General features: G+C 72.3%; 17 protein-coding genes. 6 read left to right on the top strand and 11 right to left on the bottom strand.

What is annotated here, in order from left to right:
• Window positions 1–74 precede the first annotated feature (74 nt).
• The 3 genes from ACIRPT_RS17275 to ACIRPT_RS17265 all read left to right on the top strand — a co-directional run bounded on the left by ACIRPT_RS17275 (window position 75) and on the right by ACIRPT_RS17265 (window position 3,256).
• Window positions 75–1,223, top strand: a complete 1,149-nt coding sequence (locus ACIRPT_RS17275; protein WP_403827791.1) for a hypothetical protein — start codon at window positions 75–77, stop codon at window positions 1,221–1,223.
• Between the two features lie 127 nt (window positions 1,224–1,350).
• Window positions 1,351–2,025, top strand: a complete 675-nt coding sequence (gene msrA, locus ACIRPT_RS17270) for a peptide-methionine (S)-S-oxide reductase MsrA (protein WP_403827789.1) — start codon at window positions 1,351–1,353, stop codon at window positions 2,023–2,025.
• A gap of 127 nt (window positions 2,026–2,152) precedes the next feature.
• The gene (locus ACIRPT_RS17265) at window positions 2,153–3,256 is read left to right on the top strand and encodes a hypothetical protein (RefSeq protein WP_403827787.1); all 1,104 of its coding nucleotides are present in this window, start codon (window positions 2,153–2,155) and stop codon (window positions 3,254–3,256) included.
• A gap of 68 nt (window positions 3,257–3,324) precedes the next feature.
• Here the strand turns inward: ACIRPT_RS17265 and ACIRPT_RS17260 are convergent, their stop codons facing one another.
• The 6 genes from ACIRPT_RS17260 to ACIRPT_RS17235 form a co-directional block, all read right to left on the bottom strand.
• Window positions 3,325–4,374, bottom strand: coding sequence for a methyltransferase (locus ACIRPT_RS17260; RefSeq protein ID WP_403827785.1), 1,050 nt, complete (start codon window positions 4,372–4,374; stop codon window positions 3,325–3,327).
• 105 nt (window positions 4,375–4,479) lie between these two features.
• Window positions 4,480–4,647: a hypothetical protein gene (locus tag ACIRPT_RS17255; RefSeq protein ID WP_403827783.1), complete on the bottom strand. Its 168-nt coding sequence runs from the start codon at window positions 4,645–4,647 to the stop codon at window positions 4,480–4,482.
• Between the two features lie 155 nt (window positions 4,648–4,802).
• Window positions 4,803–6,074 (bottom strand): DUF2786 domain-containing protein, encoded by a 1,272-nt coding sequence (locus tag ACIRPT_RS17250; protein WP_403827960.1) that lies wholly within the window; start codon window positions 6,072–6,074, stop codon window positions 4,803–4,805.
• Window positions 6,075–6,181: 107 nt separating this feature from the next.
• Window positions 6,182–6,343 carry a hypothetical protein gene (locus ACIRPT_RS17245; protein WP_403827781.1) on the bottom strand — a complete coding sequence of 54 codons (162 nt, stop codon included), beginning with the start codon at window positions 6,341–6,343 and terminating at the stop codon, window positions 6,182–6,184.
• Window positions 6,344–6,390: 47 nt separating this feature from the next.
• Window positions 6,391–7,659 (bottom strand): Ig-like domain-containing protein, encoded by a 1,269-nt coding sequence (locus tag ACIRPT_RS17240; protein ID WP_403827958.1) that lies wholly within the window; start codon window positions 7,657–7,659, stop codon window positions 6,391–6,393.
• 319 nt (window positions 7,660–7,978) lie between these two features.
• Window positions 7,979–8,317, bottom strand: a complete 339-nt coding sequence (locus ACIRPT_RS17235) for a hypothetical protein (RefSeq protein ID WP_403515390.1) — start codon at window positions 8,315–8,317, stop codon at window positions 7,979–7,981.
• A gap of 133 nt (window positions 8,318–8,450) precedes the next feature.
• On the opposite strand from ACIRPT_RS17235, the gene ACIRPT_RS17230 reads away from it, so the two are divergent.
• The gene (locus ACIRPT_RS17230) at window positions 8,451–8,774 is read left to right on the top strand and encodes a hypothetical protein (RefSeq protein ID WP_403827779.1); all 324 of its coding nucleotides are present in this window, start codon (window positions 8,451–8,453) and stop codon (window positions 8,772–8,774) included.
• 156 nt (window positions 8,775–8,930) lie between these two features.
• Here ACIRPT_RS17230 and hutH read toward each other — a convergent pair whose 3' ends face one another.
• The 5 genes from hutH to ACIRPT_RS17205 form a co-directional block, all read right to left on the bottom strand.
• The gene (gene hutH, locus ACIRPT_RS17225; protein WP_403827777.1) at window positions 8,931–10,475 is read right to left on the bottom strand and encodes a histidine ammonia-lyase; all 1,545 of its coding nucleotides are present in this window, start codon (window positions 10,473–10,475) and stop codon (window positions 8,931–8,933) included.
• 88 nt (window positions 10,476–10,563) lie between these two features.
• Window positions 10,564–11,682: a diguanylate cyclase domain-containing protein gene (locus ACIRPT_RS17220; RefSeq protein ID WP_403827956.1), complete on the bottom strand. Its 1,119-nt coding sequence runs from the start codon at window positions 11,680–11,682 to the stop codon at window positions 10,564–10,566.
• 225 nt (window positions 11,683–11,907) lie between these two features.
• On the bottom strand, window positions 11,908–12,714 hold the full coding sequence (locus ACIRPT_RS17215; RefSeq protein ID WP_403827775.1) for an enoyl-CoA hydratase/isomerase family protein: 807 nt from the start codon (window positions 12,712–12,714) through the stop codon (window positions 11,908–11,910).
• Between the two features lie 274 nt (window positions 12,715–12,988).
• Window positions 12,989–14,134 carry an adenylate/guanylate cyclase domain-containing protein gene (locus tag ACIRPT_RS17210; protein ID WP_403827774.1) on the bottom strand — a complete coding sequence of 382 codons (1,146 nt, stop codon included), beginning with the start codon at window positions 14,132–14,134 and terminating at the stop codon, window positions 12,989–12,991.
• Between the two features lie 250 nt (window positions 14,135–14,384).
• Window positions 14,385–15,278, bottom strand: a complete 894-nt coding sequence (locus tag ACIRPT_RS17205) for a biotin--[acetyl-CoA-carboxylase] ligase (RefSeq protein ID WP_403827773.1) — start codon at window positions 15,276–15,278, stop codon at window positions 14,385–14,387.
• 130 nt (window positions 15,279–15,408) lie between these two features.
• On the opposite strand from ACIRPT_RS17205, the gene ACIRPT_RS17200 reads away from it, so the two are divergent.
• Entirely contained in the window at window positions 15,409–16,992 is a 1,584-nt protein-coding gene (locus ACIRPT_RS17200; RefSeq protein ID WP_403515402.1) for an acyl-CoA carboxylase subunit beta, read from the top strand.
• A 14-nt stretch (window positions 16,993–17,006) separates the two neighbouring features.
• On the top strand, window positions 17,007–17,219 hold the full coding sequence (locus ACIRPT_RS17195; protein ID WP_403515404.1) for an acyl-CoA carboxylase epsilon subunit: 213 nt from the start codon (window positions 17,007–17,009) through the stop codon (window positions 17,217–17,219).
• Window positions 17,220–17,804 lie beyond the last annotated feature (585 nt).

The raw sequence follows: 17,804 nt of genomic DNA, 5'->3' as shown, positions 1-17,804 counted from the left end.
CCAGACCTCAGACCTCAGACCTCAGACCTCCGATCCAGCCCCCTCCCTCCCACCCACCGACCGGGACACACCACATGGACGCTCTGCTCGTGCTCCTCGCCGCGACCGCACTCGGCGGTTTCGTCTTCCTGCCCTGGATGCGGCGCCGGCGGGCCGTACAGCAGGCCCGGCAGGGTCTGGTCGTGGCCTCCGACCCGATGGCGGGCTACGGCTTCGTGCCGCTGGACGAGCTCGACATACGGCTGCCCGGCCCCGATCAGGAGCTGGATGACGCGCTCGCCGAGATACGGCGTACCCGCGACTGGCGCCCGGCCGCCGCGTTGCTGAAGTCCACCGGAGACAACTGGGAGCTGCGGTGGCAGCGGATCCAGACGCTGGCGGGCTCGGCGGCGTTCGAGCTGGCGCAGGAGGGTGCCGAGGGGGCCGACGCCGCCGGGCACGGCGACGGGCCGCGGACCGGGGGCATCTGGCTGCGCACCTGGCGGCTGGAGTCCCCCAAGGACCCCGGAGGGGCCCAGACGCATGCCCAGTTCCTGGTCCTCCAGGCGCTGCGCGACCCCGGTTCCCAGGACTTCCGCATGATCCTGGAGGAGGCCCGTACGGTCTGCCGGGAGGCGGCGCTGCTGGCGCCGGGCAGCCCCATCCCGTACATCACGGAGCTGGCCGTCGCCCGCGGTCTGGGCGAGCGCCGCGCCGACTACGAAGAGCTCTGGTCCAAGGTCGCCCAGCGCGCCCCGCATCACATGGGCGCGCATCTCGCCGCGCTTCCGTACTGGTCGGAGAAGTGGCACGGCTCCCGCGAGGAGGCCGAGGGGTTCGCCGAGCGCGCGGCGGCCGGGGCGCCGGCGAAGAGTCTCCTCCCGGCCCTTCCGCTCTTCGCGGTGTACGAGCACCTCCCCGAAGCCAATATGGTCCGCAGCCTCTATCAGAGCGTGGTGATCGAGCGGGCCATCGAGGGCGCCCACTTCGCCCTGGACCAGGCCCCGGCCGATCACCCGATGGCCCCGCACGTCCGCCATCTGCTGGTGTGGTTCCTGGTACGCGCCGAACGCTACGCCGAGGCCATGGAGCAGCTCCGCCTGGTCGACGGTCACGTGGGCGCCGTCCCTTGGTCCTACGGCCGCAGTCCGGCCGCCGAGTACGCCGCCTACCGCGCCCTGGCCATCGCCGGCTGGGAACAGCTGGGCGGCACATCGGCGGGCTTCCCGCGGAAGGGCCACTGACGCCCGTACGGAATGCGGACCCGCCCCCGAACGTTCTCCCTTTGACCGCGTCCCGTCCGTCCCCCTCCCTCCCCCCAGCTCGCTCCCCTTCCGCTCTCCCCTTCTCGCCCTCTGGAGCCTGATCCTGATGCTGTTCTCCCGCTTCAAGACCCATCTCCCCACCGCCGAGGAAGCGCTGAAGGGCCGCCCCGAGCGGGAGTTCGGCGTACCCGACCGGCACAGCGTCCTCGGCAACCCGCTGCTGGGCCCGTACCCGGAGGGCCTGGAGACCGCGGACTTCGGTCTGGGCTGTTTCTGGGGCGCCGAGCGCAAGTTCTGGCAGGCCGAAGGCGTCTGGACGACCCTCGTCGGCTACCAGGGCGGCCACACCCCCAACCCCACGTACGAAGAGGTCTGCAGCGGCCACACCGGCCACACCGAGGCCGTCCGCGTCGTCTACGCCCCCGAGGTCATCCCGTACACGGCCCTCCTGAAGATCTTCTGGGAGTCCCACGACCCCACCCAGGGCTTCCGCCAGGGCAACGACGTGGGCACCCAGTACCGCTCCGCCCTCTACACCCACTCCCCCGCCCAGCAGTCCGCCGCCGAGGCCTCCCGCGACGCCTACCGCACCGTCCTCCGGAATGCCGGCTATGGCGACATCACCACCGAAATCCTCCCCGCCGAGGACCGGCCGTTCTTTCCTGCCGAGGGCTATCACCAGCAGTACCTCGACAAGAACCCCGCGGGGTACTGCGGGATCGGGGGCACGGGCGTGAGCTGCCCCGTCGGAGTCGCGCCGGCCCCGGAGGCGGACAAGTAGCGCGCCGGCCTGCTCACGTCGGCTGTAGGTGAGGGCAGCAGTTCGGTAACCGGTCGGCCGCGGCCGCCGGGTAACGGATGAGGCACGACGGCCTCCTGGCAGCGGCAAGATCCTTACCGTCTCTGGCATGGACGGAATCGATGTGGCCAACGGAGTGGTGGGCGCCGTGCTCGGCATGGTGTGCGCCGTGCTGTTCCAGCAGCCGCTGCAGGACGGCTGGTATCGGCTGCGCAAGCGCTCCACGACCGCGATTCGTACCATGCGGCGGCAGGAGGAGTCGGGGCCCGTCTGGCAGACGTTCTCGCTCGGGCCCCTGCGGACTTCCGCGTTGATCGTCGAAGGCGACGGATCGTCTCCGGTGCCCCCGGAGACCATCAACATCCAGGTGCTCGACGAAGAGGTGGCGCTGCCACCGGACATGGTCGACTGGCGGGACGAAATCGCCGAAGAGGGCGAGCGGTTGCGGGCGGAGGGACGCACGCCGCTGTGGAACGGTCCGCGCTACGCCGTCGAGTCCTTCGACATCTCCCGCACCCCTCTCGACGAGACGCCCGAAATTCACCTGCGGCTGCGCCCTACGGACTACTACACGTTCCGCGCCGCTCAGCAACTGGACCGTAGGCTCTCCGACGGCACCACGCCCCGGACCCGCTATCTGAATCCCGACGACCCACTGGCGGCTCCGTCCTTCCTCCAGTGCAGTTTCGCGGTCAACGTCGCCGTGGTCACCGCCGACGACATGCTCGTCGTGAGCCAACGCAGCAATCGGGTACGCATGGCGCCGGGCGTCTGGAACTCCTCCGTCAACGAGGGTCTTTCGCGGCACATCGATTCTTCGGGGCGGAGCGCGCCGGACCTGCACGCGGTGGCCCGTCGCGGGATGCGGGAGGAGTTGTCCCTGGAGCCCCAGGAATACTCTCTCGATCTACTGGCCTTCGTCCTGGACATGGACAAGCGCCACTGGAGCGGTCACTTCCATGCCCAGCTCAAGGACCTCTCGAGCGCGGATCTCCAAGCGCGCATCAGCCGGGGTGTCGCCGACCGGTGGGAGCACCAGACCATCGACTACGTTCCCTTCCGGCCGGCGACGGTGGTCACCTACATGCTGCGGACCAACCGCATCCACCGCTGGGCGCCCTTGGCGCCGTCCCTCTTCCACCTCTCCCTCGTGCACGCGTACGGCCGTACGGTCGTCGAGCGGGCGGAGGCGCAGGTTCTGCGTCGCCTTTGAGGTCAAGACACCTTCCGAGCCCTTCCGTTGGGAGCCGCGGCAAGGGCTCGCCTCACTCGTCCCTTCCGCTAGGCGGCGACCGCCTCGACGATGGACGCGAAGGTCGGGGTGGGCAGGATCCGGGTGCGGCGCAGGCCGGCCCGGGTGAAGAGGGCGTCCAGGTCCTCGGGTCCGCGCTCCCTGCCCGTCACGATCGTCATCATGGCCACGTCCACCGCCTTGCCCAGAGGGGGTTCGTTGCCCGGGGACGGGACGGAGTCGACGACCAGGACCTTGCCGTCGTGGGCCATGGCGCGGCGGCAGGACTCCAGGATGCGCACGGCCCTGTCGTCGTCCCAGTCGTGCAGTACGTGCTTCACGACGTAGACGTCTCCGCCCTCCGGTACGGATGCGAAGAAGTCGCCCGGTTCGGTGCGCCACCGTCCGGTCAACTCCGCGTCCGACAGGAGGTGTTCGTGCAGTGCGGGTTCCTGGTCGAAGAGCACCCCGCAGAGGTCGGGGTGACGCAGGAGCACCTGGCGCAGCAGTCCGCCGCGGCCGCCGCCGACATCGACGACCGTGGCGTTCCGCGGGAAGGAGTAGGCGTCGGCGATCAGGGCGTTCATCGGCTCGGAGAAGGCGGCCATGCCGGTGTCGAAGAGTTCCCGGGCGGCGGTTTCGGCCGTGATGTACTCGACGAACGGGGCGCCGAAGACCTTGGGGAAGGCCGGTTCGCCGGTCCGTAACGTCTCCTCGAACCCCGATGAGGAGCGGACGAACAGCTCGTCCGTGAGCATCAGGACCGCGGCGTGCAGCGAGCCGGGCACGTCGGTACGCAGGAACTGTGCGGCGGGGGTGAGGTGGAAGGCGCCCTGGGCGTCCTCGCGGAAGACCTTGCGGGTGGCGAGGTAGCGCAGGGCGCGCCCCAGGTATACGGCGTCGGTGCCGGTCAGGCGGGCGAGTTCGGCGGCGGTGCGGGGGCCCGACGCCAGGTGGTCGGCCAGGCCGAGGGCGGCGGCGGTGCGCACCGCCGCGGAGTAGAGGTGGCCCAGGGACGCCTCGATCAGTTGCCCTGCCTCGTGTGCCGCCGCGTCCGTGTCGGCGGGTCCTGTGGGTGTGGCCGGTTCGCGCGTGTCCAACGTCAGCCTCCGTGAGGTGAGTCGAGTGGGTGCCCGTTCACCCTCGCGGTTGGGCCGCGGATGGCGGGACCGCCGTTGTATGGATCTTGCGCTCGGCCTTCCGTCCTAGGACGGGGCTGATGGCGGCGGCTGCGCGAGCTGCTGCCCGGCCTGGCGGCGTCCGTCCTGGACGCCCACGATCCGGCGCTGCGGTGCGGTTTCCGCTACCGGCGCCCTGGCTGCCGGGAGGGCCACCGCCACGGCCGCTCGACGGGCCGCGCTCTTGCGCCCCACGGGCGGGTTTCCTCGGGGGCGCGGCGGGGGTCGCGCTCGCGCTGCACACCTACGCCACCGGCCGGACGCCGGAGGCGCGGTGGGACGCGTCGCTCCTGCTCGGCTGACGGGGTGCACGCCGCCCGCGCCTGACGTCTTCCGTCAGTCGTCTCCCGTCAGTCGTCGTTCCCCAGTCGCGCCCGGTCGGCGGCCGCCCGGCCCGCGTGCCATCCTTCCGCGTCCCGTACGCCGCGCAGCCGGACCGGGGCGGTGTCGGGGAAGAGGGCGCCGGTGGTCTCCTCCACCGCGAGTTCGCGGGCGGCGAGGACCGGGAGGAGGCCGGGGGCCGCGTCGGGGGACTCGGCGGTGACGGCGGCCGTGGCGGCGGCGGTGGCCTCGGTCAGGCGGCCCCGGATGCGGTCCGCGTAGGCGACGAGGAAGGTCTGGCGGAAGTCGCGGGTGCGGCGGGAGCGGCCGCGGCCGGCGGGGGCGCCGCCCTGCTCCTGGAGAGCCTTGGGGAGGGCGTTGGCCTCGCGGTGCATGGCGGCGGTGGCCTGGAGGAGGAGGGAGGTGTAGAGCAGCTCGCTCGCTTCCAGGTCGCTTTCGAAGCCGACGAGGGTGGAGAAGCCGATGTCGGCGGCCCAGACGGCCTGGCAGCGGTTGGCGGCCGCGACGGCGTCCAGGAGGAGCGCCTTGGCCTGTTCGTACGGTCCCTCGATGCCGATCCGGATCGCCGACGGGCCGCCCGGCTGTCCGCCCCGGGAGCCGTCCGCGCCGGCCGCGCCGGCCAGGAGTGCCTCGTCGATGCTGTGCCGGGCCATCAGCTCCTGCGCCTTGGCGGACAGCGCCTCCGCCTCCTGCGCGAAGTTCGTCGCCTCGGCCTTGGCCAGCAGTCCCCGGATGCGCCCGAGGGCACGGGAGGCGGCGGCGCCCCGGGCCTTTGTGGCGGGTGCCGGGGCCGGGAGCGGGGTGATGCGCGGGACCCTGGCGAGGGCGCGCAGGGCCGCCAGGACGTCGTAGGCGGTCTCGAAGCCGGTGGTGCGGCGGCGTCCGGCCAGGGCGTCGAGGTAGCCGTCGTCGGACCCCCACCAGACCTCGGCGCCGAGCCGCCGCAGCTGGTCGGCCCAGCGGGTGCCGCGCGGGGTCCGGGCCGCCGGGTTGCGGGCCGCGTCGGCCGCTATCGCGTCCACGATCAGCGTCGCGAGGGTCGCTCCCCCGGCTGCCGCCGGGCGGTGCCCCCCGGCCGCCTCGCGCCGTAGAAAACGTTCCAGGTCGGCGGGCTGCCAGCCGCCCGCCCAGCACTGCGCGACCGCCGTCGCGGCGGCCGTGATCAGGGCCGCGCTGACCGCCTCCCGGCCGACGGCCGCCGCGGCGAGCATCGAGGCGCCCGCCTCGATGGCGTCCTCGGCCGCCGCCCCGTCCGTCGCGTAACGGACGCTGCCGAGCACGCCGCCGACCAGCTCGTCGGCCTCCGGGGAGGAGCCCCTTCGTCCGCCCCGGCTGCTTCTCTCGGTTCTCTCGGTTCTCTCGGTTCTCTCGGTTCTGCCGCGCTCAGTCACCTGGTCAGGGTACGGACGGCGGCACCGGTGTAGCCGCCGGCCGGTGGTGGGCGGCGGCTACGGCGGTGGCGCGCCTCGGTGCCGACCGCGATGCCGCGCACCGCACGCACGCCACCGCCCGGCGCGCCTGACTTACGGCGGCACCGGGCGGTGGTCATATCTGCGTGGTCGTGCGTGCGGTGTGGTCGTCACCGCGTGGCGGTCGTCAGGACAGGGCGCTGCCCGCGACCCACTGCGACCAGTCCATGTTCCAGCCGTTGAGGCCGTTGTCCGGCTGGATGACCTTGTCGCCGGAGTTCGTCATCTCGACGACGTCGCCGAGCTGCGAGTGCTCGAAGAACCACGCGGCGTCGGTCTTCGGGTCATCGGCGCCCCGGACGTCCTCCAGGCCGATGCAGCCGTGGCTGGTGTTGGCGTGGCCGAAGATGCCCTTGCCCCAGTAGTTGCCGTGGATGAAGGTGCCGGACGTCGACAGGCGCATGGCGTGCGGGACGTCGGGGATGTCGTACTCGCCCTTGCCGTCCTTCTTGGCGAAGCCGACGGTGGAGCCGTTCATCCGGGTCTGCTTGAACCGCTCGGAGATGACCATCTTGCCGTTGTAGGTCGGGTGGTCCTTGCTGCCCGCCGAGATCGGGATGGTCTTGACCGTCCGGCCGTCGCGGACCACGGTCATCTTGTGGGTCTTGGCGTCGACGGTGCTGATCTGCGACTGGCCGACGTTGAAGCTGACGGTCTTGTTCTGGACGCCCTTGACGCCCGGCGACGCCTCGACGTCATCGAGGCCGAGCTGCATGGTGACCTTGGAGTTCGCCTTCCAGTATTCCTGGGGGCGGAAGTCCAGCCGCTTGTCGCCGAACCAGTGGCCGACGACCTGCTGGTTGCTGCTGGAGGCGACCTTGATCGCGGACTCCACGCGCGCCTTGTTCACCACCGGCTTGTCGAAGTTGACCGACACCGGCATGCCGACGCCGACGGTCGAGCCGTCCTCGGGGGTGAAGGTGCCGATGAAGCTGTTGGTGGGGGAAACGGTCGAGAAGGTGGAGTTCTCCACCGCCTTGCGGCCCTGGGAGTCGACGGCGTGGGCGGTGACCTTGTAGGTCGTGGAGCGGGCCAGCGCCGTGTCGGGCTGCCAGGAGGAGCCGTCGGCGGACATCGTGCCCGCGACGGTCGAATGGGCGGCCACGGAGGTCATCGTGACGTCGGTGAGCTTGCCGCCGCTGACCGTGACCTGGGCGTCGCTGTTGAGGCCGACGTCGGTCGTACCGTCCTGGGGCGCGATCTCGATCTTGGCCTGCGACGCCTCGTGGGCGGCCGCGGCGTCGACCTGCTGGGAGTTCTCGTGCTGGGGCTTGGGGCTGGGCGCGGCATGGCTGCCGTCGTCGCCGCTCGCCGCGCCGCACGCCGCGAGGGTGAGTGCACCCCCGAGCAGTGCGGCGCCGGTTATCAGGCCCCTGCCACGATTACTGTCCGTTATCACGCGCATCTCTCCATTGCTACCGAACCCGGAACTCTCGATGAGGTCCCGATGGAAGTTCCGGCGGAACTTTCGGTCCGATGAGTCGAGCGGTTGTACGTCCGTGCCTATCGACCGTCTGCCATGCCCGTGGAAAAGGAAAGGGAATGTGGGGGATGCCACTCAAATCGGACGTAAGGGTCACGCATCCATGCATCCACGCAGAGAGGAGGCCCCCGTATGAATCACGCCATACGAGGGCCGGGGTCGGTAGGGGTCGGTTGCGTCCGGTGGGGAGCCGGTTGCGGTGGGTCGCGCCGGGTGGGGACCGCGTGCCGGGTCAGGCCTCCGCGGCCCTGTCGTCGGCGAGATCCCATTCCGCCGCGTCCCACTCGGCGTCCGGGTCGTAGTCGGTCATCTCCTCACTGCTCCAGGAGGCGTGCGCGAGCTCGGTGCCCGGCACGGCCGTGACGAGGTCGAACGGGTCGACGAGATGGGCCAGCGCCTCCGCCGGGTCCTCGCGGACCGTGTCCAGGGCCTGCTGGCGCTGGTCGTCCGGGAGCGAGGGATCGCCGCCGATGTGGTCGAGGGCCGCGCCGGTCAGCCGGCCGGCGTCGGTGACCTCCATGACCAGCTCCACATGAAGCCGCACAAAACGTGATGTCTCACCATTGCTCATGGGACGGAGGGTAAGCACGTACGCGTCCCGACTTCCCCGCGACCCGCGGCGGTCACTAACATCTGCGGTCAACGGCCGGTGCCCGCGGTGCGTGCGACGGCCAATTCGCCGAACCCACAAGGAGGATCGTTCGGTGACCGCACGACGACCACTGCTGACCGCCACCGCCGCGGGTGCGGTGCTGTTCGCCCTGTGGTTCGTACCGACCGCGCAGGCCGGCGTGGGCGAGGGCGGAGCGGGCGGTTCCGGCCCGCGGGCGGCCTCGGCGGACCGCCCCGGCACGACGGTCGACGACGCCGCCGCGAACGCCGTCACCCAGGACGCCGCCGCATCCCGGCATCTCCTCGCCGACACCGGCAGCCCCGACACCACGCCGTACGCCCTCGGCGGCGCCGCCGCTCTCGCGCTCGGCGCGGGGCTGGTCGGCCACTCCGTCCGCCGCACGCGCGACCACTGAGCGGAACCACCAACGGCTCCTGCCCCGGCCCACCCCGACATACAGTGCCCCGTCCGCCCACGCACGCCGCGGACGCCTGAGCGGGGACCCGAATACGGGCCCGCCGCCGGGCGGCGGCGCCGCTGACCCGCGGCGCCGCTGCCGTGCGACGCTTCGTCAGGCCAGCTTCCCGGTAACCGACTCCACGACCTCGACCAGCTTCCCCGATCGCACGAAGACGTAGGCGGCTTCCAGGTCGGGCGCCAGGAAACGGTCCTCACCCGGCCCCTGGATGCCCGCCGCCCGTACGGCGTCCAGCGCCGCGAGGCTGGCGGGGGCCGCCGTCAGCCCGTCACGCATCTCGATGGCGCGGGTCGCGGCGAACAGCTCGACGGCGACGATCCGGGCGAGGTTGTCGACGGCGGTGCGCAGCTTGCGGGCCGCGGACCAGCCCATCGAGACGTGGTCCTCCTGCATGGCGGACGACGGGATGGAGTCCACCGAGGCGGGCGCGGCCAGCCGCTTCAGCTCGCTGACCAGCGCGGCCTGCGTGTACTGGGCGATCATCAGGCCCGAGTCGACGCCCGGGTCGCCGGCCAGGAAGGCGGGCAGGCCGTGCGAGCGGTTCTTGTCGAGGAGGCGGTCGGTGCGGCGCTCGGCGATGGAGCCGAGGTCGGCCGCGGCGATGGCCAGGAAGTCCAGGACGTAGGCGACCGGCGCGCCGTGGAAGTTGCCGTTGGACTCGACCCGGCCGTCGGGCAGGACGACGGGGTTGTCCACGGCCGACGCCAGCTCGCGGTCGGCGACCAGGCGGGCGTGGTCGAGGGTGTCCCGGCCGGCGCCCGCGACCTGCGGGGCGCAGCGGATGGAGTAGGCGTCCTGGACGCGCGGGGCGTCGTCCTGGTGGTGGCCGGTGAAGCCCGAACCGGCCAGCACCTTGAGCATGTTGGCGGCCGAGGCGGCCTGGCCGGGGTGCGGGCGGATGGCGTGCAGCTCGGGCGCGAGGACCTTGTCCGTGCCGAGCAGCGCCTCCAGGGAGAGGGCGGCGGTGATGTCGGCGGAGGTGAACAGCCGGGCGAGGTCGGCGCAGGCCATCACGAGCATGCCGAGCATGCCGTCGGTGCCGTTGAGGAGCGCCAGGCCTTCCTTCTCGCGCAGCTCGACGGGGGCGATGCCGTGCGCGGCGAGCAGCTCGCCGGCGGGCCGTACGACGCCGTCGGGGCCCTCGGCGTCGCCCTCGCCCAGCAGCGTCAGCGCGCAGTGCGAGAGCGGGGCGAGGTCGCCGGAGCAGCCGAGCGAGCCGTATTCGTGGACGACGGGGGTGATGCCGGCGTTGAGTATCGCGGCCATCGTCTCGACGACCACCGGGCGCACGCCGGTCCGGCCGGAGGCCAGGGTCTTCAGACGCAGGAACATCAGCGCGCGGACCACCTCGCGCTCGACCCGCGGGCCCATGCCGGCCGCGTGCGAGCGGACGATGTTGCGCTGGAGCTGGGCGCGCAGCTCGGGGCTGATGTGTCGGACGGCGAGGGCGCCGAAGCCGGTCGAGACGCCGTAGACGGGCTCGGGCTTGGCGGCGAGGTCGTCGATGAAGGCGCGGGAGGCCGCGACGGCGGCGAGCGTCTCCTCGGGCAGCTCGATGCGGGCCGCGCCGCGGGCCACCGCGATGACGTCCTGTGCGGTCGTGCCGGCCGTCCCCAGCACCACAGTGTGCATATTCATATTCAGGCACCCTAGAGACTGAATCGCCGGATGTCACGAGTGGATTTACGGATCACCCCTTACCCAGCGTGCGCGCCCCGCCCGCGCCTCACCTCCGGAACCGGCGGCGCTCGGGGCCCTGCCGCGGCTCGGGCGCGTCCGCCAGCCGTACGACCGGATCGTCGGGACCGCCGTGCCGCCCGGCGACCACCGGCTCCCCGGACCGCTCCGCCTTGGCGCGGTACTGCGCGGCGTCCGCGAGCCGGAAGAGGCGGCGGGCGGTGTCCACCGGCCCGATCGGATCGCCGGTCGAGGCGACCCCGACCGCGACCCCGTCACCCATCTCCAACTCCCCCGCTCTTGCGCACAGTTCGCCCGCCACCTTGGCCACTTCCTCGGCCGACGGGCCGACCGAGAGCAGGCAGAACTCGTCGCCGCCGAGCCGGGCCGCTAGGGCGCCGGGCAGTATCGCGCCGCAGAGGGAGAGCACCGAGCCGAAGCGTTCCAGCAGCCGGTCGCCGACCGCGTGGCCGCGCGAGTCGTTCACCTCCTTCAGTCCGTTGAGGTCACACACCACCAGGCTGACCACCGCACCGTCCCGGCGGTGCAGCTCCAGCGCCTCGTCGAGGCGCAGGTCCACGGCCCGCCGGTTGGCCAGGCCGGTCAGCGCATCGGTGAAGGCGAGCCTGCGGGCCTCCGCGAGCCGCTCGGTCTGGGCGATCCCGGCGGCCGCCACGGCGGCCAGCACTGTCGCGAAGTCCGCGTCCGGGCGGGTGAAGACCGCCTCGCCGGCGCGCCGGGCGACATAGAGCTCGCCCCACGCCCGCCCGTGCAGCACGATCGGCGCCACCACACAGCAGCCGCGGCCGCGCCGGCGCAGCGCGGCCACCCGCTGCTGGTTGTAGCGGCCCCGGCCGTCGCCGCCCGGCCCTCCCCGGCCCTCGCCGTACGGCCCCTCGACGGTCTCCACCCAGGCATCGCACTCGCCGCCGCCGGCCCACCGCTCGTGCGCCAGGCCGACGATCTCCGGGAACTCATGCACCGGGTACGACTCGTCATCGGGGAACTCCCGCTCCCCCTCGGCGAGTTCGCCGACATTGACCAGCACGCGCAGCTTGCCCAGCTCGCGCTCCCACTTGGAGATCGCCGCGAAGGAGCCGCCCAGGGCCTGACGCGCCCCCAGAGCGGCGGCGCGCGCCGACTCGCGCGGGGTGGGCGCGGCCGCCATCGCCTGCGCCAGCTCCACCACTGCCCGCAGCCTCGCATCGCCGTTGGCCTCGCCCGTCACCGGATCCTCACATTCCGTTACCGTGAGCACACCCTGTACTACAGCGTAGGAATGTTTCACCCTATTCGCGCCTTTCCGGTTGTGCGGACCGAGCGGGGGCCACGCGCCGGGGCGGGCCGGGCCGGGGTCATCGACGGTTGCGCCCGCGGGTCCGGGGGCGCGGGGTCACTCCCCCGGCCAGTCGGGGTCCCGCTTCTCGTTGAAGGCCGCGACGCCCTCGGCCCGGTCCCCGGAGAAGGCCACGCTCCGCCACGCCCCGTCCTCCAGCTCCAGGCCCGCCCGCAGATCCAGCCCGTGCCCCAGCCGCAGGGCCTTCTTGGCGGCCCGCAGCCCGACCGGCGAGTTACGGGCGATCCGCGCCGCCAGCGCCAGCGCCTCCGTCCGGTCCTCGCCGTCGGCGGCCAGCTGGTCCACCAGCCCCAGCTCCGCGGCCTCGGCGGCCGGCACCCGGCGCGCGGTGAACACCAGCTCCGCGGCCCGGGCGGCCCCCACCCGGCGCGGCAGCAGCTGAGTGCCTCCGCCACCGGGGATGACACCCACCGACACCTCCGGCAGGCCGACCACCGCACTGCCGTCCGCGACGATCAGATCGCAGGCCAGCGCCAGCTCGAAGCCGCCGCCGAGCGCGAAGCCGTGCACGGCGGCGATGGTGGGCACCGGCAGCTCCAGCACTCCGGTGTACGCGGCCCGGGTGTGCGGCCGCTGGCGCATCAGGTCCGCGTCCGTGAAGGAGTTCCGCTCCTTGAGGTCGGCGCCCACGCAGAACGCCCGCTCATGGGTGGAGCTGAGCACCACGGCCCGTACGGACCGGTCGGCGGCGAGCTCGGCGCACGCCTGCGCCAGGGCGTCCGCCATTGCCGTGGAGACCGCGTTCATGGCCTTGGGCCGGTCCATGACCAGCTCCGCCACAAAGCCGTGCCGCTCGATGCCGACCCAGCCCTCCGCACCGAACCGCCGCATACCGCCGTCCATCCAGTCCTCCCGGTTAACGCTCGTTGACCTGACCGATCCGGCGGATCATTTCAGGAACGGCGGCGTACGAACAGGAGGGAGAGGGAGGAGAGGGGGAGAGAGGCCTCAGGGACCGTGCGAACAGATCCCGTAGGGGACGCACGGGGCCCCGCAGGAGCCCGTAGCGAGGAGGCGGCCCCCGCAGCGGCCGGTGCCGCCGGCTCCCCGGGCCGCGCGCCTCAGCCCGTACGCGCGACCCCGGCGCCCAGCCCCCGGCCGAGCGGCCCCCGGCCACTCATCCCCGTCGGCTGAGCAGCCACGGTTCGATGACGCCCAGGCCGCGGACCGGGCGCTGCCACATCGGCTGGAGGGCGAAGCGGTAGGTCGGCGGGGCCTCGCCGGTGCCCTCCTCGGCGGCCTTCTCCGCGGCCGCGGCGTCCGCCTCGGAGACCGGGGCCTCACCCGTGCGCCCCAGCTCTTCCGCGAACGCCTCGTCCACCAGGACGGTGTCCTTGGGCGCTATCGAGGTCAGCCGGCTGGCCAGATTGACGGTCGTGCCGAAGACATCGCCCATCCGGGTCGTGACCGTGCCGAAGGCGATGCCGACCCGCAGCTCCGGCATCGTCTCGTCATGGGTCATGGTCTCGATCAGGCGGAGTCCGATCTCGGCCGCGACGCCGGCGTCGTCGGCGGAGAAGAGGACCTCGTCGCCGAGCGTCTTGATCAGCCGGCCGCCGTGCGCGGCCACCAGGTCGGCGCAGGTGGTCTCGAACGCCTCCACCAGCTCGCCCAGTTCCTCCTCCTCCAGGCGGCGGGTCAGCCGGGTGAAGCCGACCAGGTCCGCGAAGCCGACGGCCAGGCGGCGGTCGACCATCTCCGCGTCGTCCTGGGCCTGGACGACCCGGCCGGTGGCGGCGGCCAGCTGGCGTCGCCAGACGTAGACCAGGAACTCCTCCAGCTCGGGCAGCAGCAGCTCGACCAGGGGGTAGGTGATCTCGGTGCGGGTCAGGCCCGTGTCGGCCGGTTCGGTCAGGCCCTCCAGGAAGGAGTCGATCTGCCAGTCGGCGAGGCGGGCGGTGGTCTGGCCGGTGGAGCGGGCGACCTGTACGGCCATCGCCTCGCTCAGCAGGCCCGCCTCGACCAGACCGGCCAGGCGTCGCAGCGCCAGCACATCGGCCTCGGTCAGCGCCTTGACCTGGCCGATGTCGGCGAAGCCCATGGCGCGCCAGAAGCGGGCCGCGAGATCCATCGATACGCCGGCGGCGCGGGCCGCCTGGAACGGCGTATAGCGGCGGTCGGCGCCGAGGATGAGTTGTTCGAGGCGGATGGCGAGGGGCCCGTCCGGCGCGGCGGCCGCCTCGTCGTCCGGGCCGGTGTCCCCGTCGTCCGGGCCGGCTACCTCGTCGCTCGTCGGGACGGTGCCCGGGTCGTCCGCGGTCACCGCCTGCTCCCTGTCCGGTCCCTGCGCACTGCCCTTCCGATCACTTCTCGCCCGAGGTCCGCTCCGCGGCGGACCGCCCCAACGATACGGCAGGTGTGCTCTGGCTCACTCTCACCTGCACCGTACGGCGGGGTGGCCCGGAGCAGGAGTGTCGGTGATTGCGGCCGACGGTCGCGCCTCGAAGCCGGGCCGGTGCCGTACGGCGGGGTGGCGGGGCGTCGGCGGGACGGCGACGTCCCACCTCCGCGTGTCACTCCGGCTGACCGGAATATCCACCTCCGGTTGCCCGCAGATGCACGATGTCGCCGGCCGCCACCGGTTGCTGCACGCCGTCCGCGGTCGCCAGGATCAGCCGCCCGTCGCCGTCGATGGCCACCGCCTCGCCGAGCAGCTCGGCGTCGCCGGGGAGTTCGGCCCGTACGGAGCGGCCCAGGGTGGCGCAGCCGGCCGCGTAGGTCTCCTGGAGGCGGCTGGCCGCGGGGTCGCCGATGGCGTCCTGCCAGGTGCCGTACCACTCCTCCAGCGAGCGCAGTACGGCGCGCAGCAGCGGGTCGCGGTCGGTGCCGCGGGCGCCCGCCAGCGCGAGCGAGCCCGCGGTGGGCACCGGCAGTTCGTCGGCGTGGAGGGAGACGTTGAGCCCGATGCCGATGACGACGCCGTCCCCGGCGCGTTCGGCGAGGATGCCGCCGGTCTTGCGCTCGGTGCCGTCCACGGTGACCAGCATGTCGTTGGGCCACTTCAGCGCGATGTCGACGCCGGCCGAGCGGGCGAGGGCGGCGGCGGTGGCGACGCCGGTGAGCAGCGGCAGCCAGCCCCAGCGCGACATCGGGACGCGGGGGGCGAGGTAGACGGAGAAGAAGAGCCCGGAGCGCGGCGGCGCCGTCCAGCGGCGGTCCAGCCGCCCGCGGCCGGCCGACTGCTCCTCGGCGATGAGGACGGCGCCCTCGGTGACCTCGCCCTTGGCGGCGCGTGCGGCGAGGTCGGTGTTGGTGGAGCCGGTCGAGGTGACCACGTCCAGGGACGTCCACAGCGCCCCGGGGCGCAGCAGGGCCCGGCGCAGGGCGGTCTCGCTCAGCGGCGGGCGCTCCAGATCGGACCAGCGGCCTGCGTCTTTGTCCCGGTTTCCCGGTGGTTGAGGCGTCATGGGGCCAGCCTAGGTGTGGTCAACGACGCAGTGCCGCAGAGCAGTCCCGCCGATACGCTACGAGTCGGTAGCAACCCCGTACCACCCTCAGTACGAGTACCAGTCCAGGACGAGCAGGAGCCGCATCCCGATGTCCGAGCCAAACATTCACACCACCGCGGGCAAGCTTGCGGATCTGCAGCGACGGGTCGATGAAGCCACGCACGCCGGATCCGCCCGTGCGGTGGAAAAGCAGCACGCGAAGGGCAAGTTGACGGCGCGTGAGCGCATCGATCTGCTGCTCGACGAGGGCTCCTTCGTCGGGCTGGACGAGTTCGCGCGGCACCGCTCGACCGACTTCGGCATGGAGCAGAACCGGCCGTACGGCGATGGTGTGGTCACCGGCTACGGCACCGTCGACGGCCGCCCGGTCGCGGTCTTCTCCCAGGACTTCACGGTCTTCGGCGGCGCGCTCGGCGGCGTGTTCGGCGAGAAGATCGTCAAGGTCATGGACTTCGCCCTGAAGAACGGCTGTCCGGTGATCGGCATCAACGACTCCGGCGGCGCCCGTATCCAGGAGGGCGTGGTCTCACTGGGCGCGTACGGCGAGATCTTCCGCCGTAACACCCATGCCTCCGGCGTGATTCCGCAGATCTCGCTGATCGTCGGCCCGTGCGCGGGCGGCGCGGTCTACTCCCCCGCCATCACCGACTTCACGGTCATGGTCGACCAGACGTCGCACATGTTCATCACCGGGCCCGACGTGATCAAGACCGTCACGGGCGAGGACGTCGGCTTCGAGGAGCTGGGCGGCGCCCGTACGCACAACACCACCTCCGGTGTGGCGCACCACATGGCGGGCGACGAGAAGGACGCCATCGACTACGTCAAGGCGCTGCTGTCCTACCTGCCGTCCAACAATCTCTCCGAGCCGCCGTCCTTCCCCGAGGAGGCGGACCTGGAGACCTCGGACCACGACCGCGAGCTGGACGTCCTGATCCCGGACTCCGCGAACCAGCCCTATGACATGCACACCGCGATCGAGCATGTGCTGGACGACGGCGAGTTCCTGGAGACCCAGGCACTGTTCGCGCCGAACATCATCACGGGCTACGGGCGGGTCGAGGGCCACTCGGTCGGCATCGTCGCCAACCAGCCGATGCAGTTCGCCGGCATCCTCGACATCAAGGCGTCCGAGAAGGCCGCGCGCTTCGTCCGCACCTGCGACGCGTACAACATCCCCGTCGTGACCTTCGTCGACGTGCCGGGCTTCCTGCCGGGCACGGACCAGGAGTACGACGGCATCATCCGCCGCGGCGCCAAGCTGATCTACGCCTACGCCGAGGCGACCGTGCCGCTGATCACCGTCATCACCCGCAAGGCGTTCGGCGGCGCCTACGACGTCATGGGCTCCAAGCACCTGGGCGCGGACCTCAACCTCGCCTGGCCGACCGCGCAGATCGCCGTCATGGGCGCGCAGGGCGCGGTCAACATCCTGCACCGCCGCACGCTCGCCGCGATCGAGGACCCGGCCGCGCAGGACGCCAGGCGCCAGGAGCTGATCCAGGAGTACGAGGACACGCTGCTCAACCCGTACGTCGCGGCCGAGCGCGGCTACGTCGACGCGGTGATCATGCCGTCCGAGACGCGCCGCCACATCGTCCGCGGGCTGCGCACGCTGCGCAACAAGCGCGAGGCGCTGCCGCCGAAGAAGCACGGCAACATCCCGCTCTAGGAGGTCGGTCCACGATGATCAAGGTCGTACGGGGCAACCCCACCCCGGAGGAGCTGGCCGCCGCACTGGCGGTGGTTCAGGCACGGGCGGTGGCCGCCGCTGCCGCCGCCCCCGTGGGGCCGCCCCACGGGAACGAATGGTCCGACCCGGCCTCCACGGTCCCGGCCCGCTCCCGGGTACCGCACCCGGGACCGCGCGCCTGGCGCACCAGCTATTGGCCCCACTGATCCCGTACGTCGTGGTCAGCCGGGGCGGGAGCCGTTGACGGTTGCCGTTCACGTCGTGGCTGCGGTGAGCGTTCTACGAGTTGACCGGTCACCGTCAGCCGGGTACGTCGTGGTCAGCCAGGGCGGGAGCCGTTGACGGTTGCCGTTCACGTCGTGGCTGCGGTGAGCGTTCTACGAGTTGACCGGTCACCGTCAGCCGGGTACGCCGTGGTCAGCCAGGGCGGGAGCCGTTGACGGTTGCCGTTCACGTCGTGGCTGCGGTGAGCGTCCGACGAGTTGGCCGGTTGCCGTCAGCCGGGTACGCCGTGGTCAGCCGGGGCGGGAGCCGTTGACGGTTGCTGTTCCACGTCGTGGCTGCGGTGAGCGTCCGACGAGTTGACCGGTCACCGTCAGCCGGGTTCGGGTGGGTGTGACGCATGTCGCACCCCCGCGACCCCCGGTAGATCGGTGCAGTGTGCACTGACTAGTCCTTCGCGCCGCGGCGCCGGGGTACGCGGACTCAGGCGCCGCCCCCCCCCCGGGCGCCGGATCGGTCGGATGCTGGGGTCAGACCCCCCCGATGAGGCCCCCGAGGGGCTGCGCGGA

The sequence above is a fragment of the Streptomyces sp. NPDC101227 genome (genome assembly GCF_044767545.1).
Classification (GTDB): domain Bacteria; phylum Actinomycetota; class Actinomycetes; order Streptomycetales; family Streptomycetaceae; genus Streptomyces.
This window is presented reverse-complemented; position numbering and strand designations above follow the sequence as displayed.